This is a genomic window from Myxococcus sp. AM010 (assembly GCF_013372585.1).
Classification (GTDB): Bacteria; Myxococcota; Myxococcia; order Myxococcales; family Myxococcaceae; genus Myxococcus; species Myxococcus vastator.
The window spans coordinates 21,066-27,501 of the sequence record NZ_JABXEO010000102.1; the positions used below are offsets into that span (position 1 = coordinate 21,066).

The 6,436-nt window shown below is 70.6% G+C and carries 6 protein-coding genes and 1 pseudogene; all 7 read left to right on the forward strand.

Translation table 11 applies throughout. The annotated features are described in order from the left end of the window. Positions 1-12 precede the first annotated feature (12 nt). Positions 13-1,260, forward strand: coding sequence for a histidine--tRNA ligase (gene hisS / locus HV826_RS31860; RefSeq protein WP_217917603.1), 1,248 nt, complete (start codon positions 13-15; stop codon positions 1,258-1,260). 145 nt (positions 1,261-1,405) lie between these two features. Next, on the forward strand, positions 1,406-1,813 hold the full coding sequence (locus HV826_RS31865; RefSeq protein ID WP_255208210.1) for a S24/S26 family peptidase: 408 nt from the start codon (positions 1,406-1,408) through the stop codon (positions 1,811-1,813). Continuing rightward, positions 1,810-2,106 (forward strand): PqqD family protein, encoded by a 297-nt coding sequence (locus tag HV826_RS31870; RefSeq protein ID WP_176420831.1) that lies wholly within the window; start codon positions 1,810-1,812, stop codon positions 2,104-2,106. Before HV826_RS31865 ends, HV826_RS31870 begins: the two co-directional genes overlap by 4 nt. After that, complete coding sequence (locus tag HV826_RS31875) at positions 2,106-2,639, forward strand: hypothetical protein (protein ID WP_217917600.1); 534 nt, start codon at positions 2,106-2,108, stop codon at positions 2,637-2,639. The genes HV826_RS31870 and HV826_RS31875 overlap by 1 nt, the downstream gene beginning before the upstream one ends. Before the next feature lie 11 nt (positions 2,640-2,650). Then, the gene (locus HV826_RS31880; RefSeq protein ID WP_176420833.1) at positions 2,651-5,746 is read left to right on the forward strand and encodes a PQQ-binding-like beta-propeller repeat protein; all 3,096 of its coding nucleotides are present in this window, start codon (positions 2,651-2,653) and stop codon (positions 5,744-5,746) included. Between the two features lie 32 nt (positions 5,747-5,778). Beyond that, positions 5,779-5,925, forward strand: a complete 147-nt coding sequence (locus HV826_RS31885; RefSeq protein ID WP_176420834.1) for a hypothetical protein — start codon at positions 5,779-5,781, stop codon at positions 5,923-5,925. A 20-nt stretch (positions 5,926-5,945) separates the two neighbouring features. Then, positions 5,946-6,436: pseudogene (locus tag HV826_RS31890) on the forward strand (hypothetical protein); the annotation flags it as partial.

The following is a 6,436-nucleotide window of genomic DNA, read 5'->3' on the forward strand; positions in this document are numbered from 1 at the left end:
GGCGTCAAGGGCATGAACGATCTCCTCCCCGGGGAGATTGAGATCTGGCAGCACGTGGAGGGGCTGGCCCGCGAGCTGTTCGGCCGCTTCGGCTACGGTGAGCTCCGCACGCCCATGGTGGAGGACACCGCCCTGTTCGTGCGCAGCGTGGGCGAGGAGACCGACATCGTCGGGAAGGAGATGTACACCTTCAACGACAAGGCGGACCGCAGCCTGTCCCTGCGCCCGGAGGGCACCGCGCCCGCGGCCCGCGCGTACATCGAGCACTCCGTCGCCAATCAGGAGCCGCTCACCCGCTGGTTCTACATGGGGCCCATGTTCCGCTACGAGCGGATGAAGACGGGCCGCTATCGGCAGTTCTATCAAATCGGCGCGGAGGCCTACGGCGCGAAGGAGGCCGCCCAGGACGTCGAGATGATGGACATGGTGATGCAGTTCCTGGAGCGGCTGGGGCTCAAGGACATCACCTTGAACATCAACTCGCTGGGGGACGAGGCCTGCCGGCCCACGTACCACGCGAAGCTGGTGGAGTATCTCCAGGCCCACCGCGAGGAGCTGTGCGGGGACTGCCAGAAGCGCATGGAGAAGAACCCCCTGCGCGTCCTGGACTGCAAGAACGAGAAGTGCCAGGCCATCGCCGCGGCCGGCCCCAATGTGCTGGAGACCCTGTGCGAGCCGTGCCGCGCGCACTTCGACGACGTGCAGCGGAAGCTGACGGCGCTGGGCGTCCGGCACGTCGTGAATCCGCGAATGGTGCGTGGGTTGGACTACTACACGCGCACCGTCTTCGAGTTCGTCGCCTCGCACCCCGCGCTGGGCACCGCCAGCACCGTGGGCGGCGGTGGCCGCTATGACAAGCTGGTGAAGAGCCTGGGCGGGCCGGACGCGCCCGCGGTGGGCTTCGCCTGTGGCCTGGACCGGCTGGTGCTGCTCCTGAAGGAGAGCGGCCAGCAGTTCGCCGCGCGGCCGGACGTCTTCGTCGCGGTGGCGGACGCGGGCTCACACGACGCCGCCCTGGTGCTGGCCAGCCGCCTGCGCCGCGAGGGCCTGCGCGTGGAGTTCGATACCCGCGGCGGCAGCCTCAAGAGCCAGATGAAGCGCGCGGACAAGAGCAGCGCGGACTTCACCCTGGTGCTGGGCGAGGCCGAGCGCACCAGTGGCCAGGCGAAGCTGAAGCCCATGGCCGGCGGGGAGCCCATCCCCGTCGCGCTCGACGAGGTCGCCAGGGTGGTGCGGGAGCGGAAGGCTGTCCCGGCATAGGGCGCTGTGGGGTCCAGAACAGTATTCCAGGTGGCTCTTGCTAAGTCTGAGAAACTGAGGCAGGCGCGTAACCCCTGATAAACGCTGAGTTATCGGGGCGGTGGGAACTCGCGGGCGCGGGTCGGGTCGGCTAGACTGGCCTGCGATGCCGCGCGACACTTCCGTCCCTGTTGTGCCTCCGGCCCTGAGCTGGGTCCCCGTCCACGGGGACAGCATGTGGCCGTCGCTGCGCTCGGGCGACCATGCCGGCGTGGAGCCGCTGGAGGGGGCGCCGCGGCCTGGTGACGTCCTGCTGGCGCGCTTTGATCATGCCCTGGTGCTGCACCGGCTGCGGCGGTGGGACGCCGAGGCGGTGGCGCTGCGTGGCGACAACTCACTTCAGGAGGATCCTCCGCTGGCGTCGTCACGGGTGCTGGGGCGGGTGCGCCGCGTGCGCCGGGGCGGCGTCGTCCTGGAGACGGGGTGGGACCGGGGGCCCCGGTGGCTGGGCCGCCTGCGGGTGGCCGTGAAGTGGCGCCTGGCGGCGCTGCTGGGCCGGGGAGGTGCGCGATGAGCAAGGCATTCGCGGCGGACCATGCGCCGCGCTGGCGCGAGGGCGTCTCCGGTCAACGCTTCGGCTCGGACTTCATCATCCTGGACGCCGAGGGCAACACCCTGCGTGGGCTCAACGGAACGGCCATTGAAATCTGGAAGCTGTGCGACGGGACGCGCACGGCGCGGGCCCTGGTGGAGCAGGTGGCCCAGCGTCATGGGTGGGACGTGGAGCAGGTGCTGATCGACACGCTCACGTTCTTCTCGGAGCTGACCCGGCTGGGGCTCATCGACGAGCTGGAGGAGGCACGGTGATGCGGACGCGTTTGGCGCTCCTGGCGGCGGCGGTGATGCTGGCCTCGTGCACGGAAGGCGTGGCGCCTCGTGCCCCCGTCCACGCGCCCCCGGCCCAGGCGCCGGTGGCGCCCACGGACGTGTTGCCACCGCGCGAGGGTTCGGAGGCCCGGCCGCCGCCCGCGCCGGTGGATGAGCCAGAAGTGCCTCCGCCCCCGCCAGCGGTGGTGCCGCGGGGGTCGGCCACCGTCATGGACCTGGGAGCGGGCGGCCGGGGCGCGCTGTCGGTGGCGCAGGTGAACGTGGACCTGACGGTGAGCGGCGTGCGTGGCCGGCACACCGTGTCCGTGGAGTTCGTGCCGCCTTCCGGGCTGCCGTATGAGCGGCGCTCGGCGGAGGTGGATTCGCGCGTGGACGAGTCGCGCACGGTGCGCTTCTCCCTGCCCGTGGCCGGCACCGCCGTGGCGACGTCCGGCATGAGCGGGACGTGGCAGGCCCGGTTCTTCCTCGATGGGGCGCCGCTGACGGCGGCTTCCTTCACTCTGGATCCGTGAGGGCTCCATTCATGCGTCCGTTCTCCATTCCCCTCATTGCCGCCGCCGCGCTCCTGGCGCCCTCGCTGGGGTGGGCGCAGACGACGTCCCGGACCTTCGTCTTGACCACGCAGCCGCAGGGTGGCGACACCCGCGCGCGGGTGGTGATGGACGAAGCCTCCGAGCTGACGGTCGACGTCCGCAACAACACCTCTAGCGGGTCGCCGCAGTTCCGGCGCATCAACGAGGTGTGGTTCGCGCTGCCCACTGGCTACATCCCGCTCGCATCCATCCCACCCCCGGGCTGGACGGTGGACTACATCGCCAATGAGCGGTGGGTCATCTTCTACAATTCGGACTCCTGCGGTGGGAGCGGCGATTACGGCCTGGGGCAGGGCGAAACGGCCCGGTTCGTCCTCCGCGTGGTTCCGCCGACGTCGAACAGAGACCAGACCAACGAGCGCTTCGTGGCGGGGCAGACGCTCGCGCGTGACACGTGTGCGGGCGGGGACTTCACCACGTCGGTGACGACCACTGCCGCCAGCTGGATTCGCTCCGGCCTGTACACCCAGGTGGACGTGCGGCCCCGGGTGCTGGGCGTGGGTGGCGACGTCGACGCACGGATGGTGGTGGAGAACCGGACGACGCCTCCCCAGAACAACAGCACGATTGAAGGGCCCTCCACGGGGGCGGGCGCCGTCACCTTCCAGGTGGTGGACGTCGAGCCGGCGTCGTTCCGCTCGAACATCTCCAGCGGGAACGCGGGCGTCTACGCCGCGCTCGCGCGGACGGGCTCGGCCGGGACGCTGGTGGCGCAGGTGCAGGGCGTCAGCGGGAACGGGAACACCCGGTCGCCCGTGGTGGACACGCGGATGGTCAACGTGGGCGCGCTCCCGGTGGCCATGGACGTGGACACCGACGACGCGTTCAACAATGAGATTGTGCGCGTGCGGCTCACGGTGACCAACCCGTCTTCGACGGACACGTTCCTGAACGTGACGCCGAGGGCGCCCGTGTTCGACGGCTCGGCGGCGGCGGCGCTCGAGTCGGGGCCTGGGCCCGCGAGCGTTCCCCGGCTGGACCCGGGCGCCTCAGCGCACTTCGTCTGGACGTACCGGCTGACGGGGTCCCAGTTCGCGAGCTACCGGTTCCGGGGGCAGGTGGATGCCACGCGCAACGGCGCCGCCGTGACGTCGGACCTGGTGGATTCGAACCAGGGGCGCATCGTGTTGCACCGCGTGCGGACGAACATCCGCGCGGTGGCCGCCAACTCCACGAACCGGTCCATCGTCTACACCATCCAGAACCGGGGCCCCATGCCGCTGTATGAGGTCCGGCTGCTGCGGCCCGCGCTCAACTACTTCAACATCGCTGGCGTGCTGGGGACGCCCTCCGGGTGGATCATGGCGTCCAACAACACCACGGGCATCACCTGGGAGTCGACGAACGCCACGGGCATCCCGGTCAACGGCGAGCGCTCCTTCACGGTGGTGTATTCCAACTTCGGGTCGGGTGCGTCGTTGTCCGGGCCCACCACGTTCCGTCATCGCTTCCACCTCATCGATGACTACGGCGGGCCGCAGATTCGCGTCGAAACCCCCATGACGCTGGTGCAGGGCACCGTGCCCGACGTCAACCGCCTCACGGGCGTGGCGCGTGATGGCAGCGTGACGCTCACCTGGGACAACCCGGCGGTGCACGGGGGGGTGCTGGTGCTTCGCGCGGAGGGCGCGCCGCCGAACCTATCGCCGACGCAAGGGTTGACCTACGCGGTGGGGGCGCACCTGGGCAACGCACAGGTGGTGTACGCGGACGACGTGGGCGCCACCACGACGTTCACCGATACGTCCGTCACCAACGGCACCACGTACTACTACCGCGTCTTCAACTCGGATGACCTGCGGTGGTACTCGCCGGGCAACCAGCCCACGTCGGAGGCCCTGGTGGCCACGCCTCGGGCACGCGTGGGCGCCGCGCCGCTGTGGTGCTACTCGGTGGGCCTGAATGCCTCGCAGCAGCCCATCACCGAGCTGGGCACGGGCATCTTCAGCGCCTTCAACGACTCCGTCGTCGCCAACCTCACCCATGTCACCAACCCGTCGGCGGATGGCGCGGAGCGGTGGCGGCCTCGCCCGCTGGCGGGCCTCATCGGCAGCCGCTTCCCGGTGGTGCCCCTGCATGGCCTGTCCGGGCAGTACCTCCTCGTGGGCGACCAGGGTGGCGTGGCCAGCGCGCTCAACGCCGCCACCGGCCAGGTGCTGTGGCGGTGGGACAACGGCGGCCAGCCCATTGGCACCATCCAGTCGTTCCCCGTCACGCAGCTCTTCGACTACGCGAACGCCGCGTTCCGGGCCGCACACCCCAACCGCGACCTCGTCTTCTTCGCCACGCGGCTGGCGGACGCCTCGCGCAACCGGGTGGTGGCCCTGAATGCCGCCACCGGCGCGCTGGTCTGGAGCTACCAGCCTGGAAACCTGGGCATGGTGGCGGGAGGCATGGTGGTGGACTACACCACCAACCGGCTCTTCGTGGCGACGCGGGCGCACGCGGGCTCGCCGGACACGCTCCGGGTGCTGAACACGCTGACGGGCCAGGTGCTGGGCCAGCTCCCGGTGGGCGACGTGGAGCTGAGCCTGGTCCGCAACGCGTACAGCAACCTGATCCTGGTGACGGACAGCGACGGCTTCGTGCACGGCGTCGACGCCGCCACGGCGCAGCTCGCGTGGAGCCTGCCCGTCGCCTCGCGCCCGGCGCCGAACACGCCTGCCTTCACCAGCTTCGTTCGGCCCCAGGGCGCGGGCTTCGTGGCCAGCCTCGCGGCCGGCCAGGTGGCGCTGTACGACGTCTCGGGGCCCGCCCAGTCGCCGCCGGTGCTCCGGTGGAGCACGCCGATTGCGTCTCCCTCCGGCACCTTCTCCTTCAACCGGAATGGCGCCGCGCGCTTCTACGTTGGCAGCTCCGACGGACAGGTCCACCAGTTGGAGCTGCTGGATGGCGCCGACTCCGGTCAGGTCTCGATTGGGGGTGCGCAGCGTATCGGGACTCCCACCATCGACCACACGGTGAGCCGCCTCCACGTGGGCTCGGAAGATGGCCGCATCTGCGCGTTCCCAGTCCCTTTCCCTTGAAGAACGTCCCTTCTTCCTCGCTCGCACTCGCCATGACTTCGGACGCCTTCCAGACGACGCCCCCTCCCGCCGCCGGCCCCGCCTATGAGCCGCCGGTCATTCTCTGGGAGCAGCCCTTCGTGGCACTCGCGCAGATTTCCCAGTGCCAGATTCCTGGTGAGTCGGAGTGCATCCCCTGAGCCTCCCGCCGGGAGGCCCCTTGGCGGCCGCGGCCCTCTGCCTGCGAATCGCTGGTTGGACCGGCGTGGTGGAAGTCGGCGAGGCAGGCCTGCGAGACTCGCTCCGGCGCATGTTCTCCCGGTTCGTGGTGTCCCCAGCGCGACAGGATGGTGAGGTGGCTCGGCTCGTGGCCGTGGCCCCCGCCCAGGCGCGTCCTGCTCCAGCCACTCGCGAGCTGCCCCGAGTCCTCCGCGGGGAGGACGGCGCGCTGCGCCTGGCCGGCGAGGACTACGACGCGACCCTGTCCGCTGACGGCCTCCAGGCGCACGTGGAGGGGCCGGGGCGCTTCCCCGTGGAGACGGTGCTGAAGGTGATGCTTGCCCGGGCGCTGGCTCGGCGTGGCGGGCTGCTGGTGCACGGCGTGGCGGTGGCGCACCAGGGCCGGGCCGCGCTCTTCACGGGGCACTCGGGCGCGGGGAAGAGCACGTTGGGGGCCTTGTGGGCGCGGGCGGGCGGACAGGTGTTGTCCGA

What these genes read in the sequence shown, in the direction of transcription:
- hisS (WP_217917603.1), top strand. Translation starts at nt 13, where the DNA reads ATGAACGATCTCCTCCCCGGGGAGATTGAGATCTGGCAGCACGTGGAG.
- HV826_RS31865 (WP_255208210.1), top strand. Translation starts at nt 1,406, where the DNA reads ATGCCGCGCGACACTTCCGTCCCTGTTGTGCCTCCGGCCCTGAGCTGG.
- HV826_RS31870 (WP_176420831.1), top strand. Translation starts at nt 1,810, where the DNA reads ATGAGCAAGGCATTCGCGGCGGACCATGCGCCGCGCTGGCGCGAGGGC.
- HV826_RS31875 (WP_217917600.1), top strand. Translation starts at nt 2,106, where the DNA reads ATGCGGACGCGTTTGGCGCTCCTGGCGGCGGCGGTGATGCTGGCCTCG.
- HV826_RS31880 (WP_176420833.1), top strand. Translation starts at nt 2,651, where the DNA reads ATGCGTCCGTTCTCCATTCCCCTCATTGCCGCCGCCGCGCTCCTGGCG.
- HV826_RS31885 (WP_176420834.1), top strand. Translation starts at nt 5,779, where the DNA reads ATGACTTCGGACGCCTTCCAGACGACGCCCCCTCCCGCCGCCGGCCCC.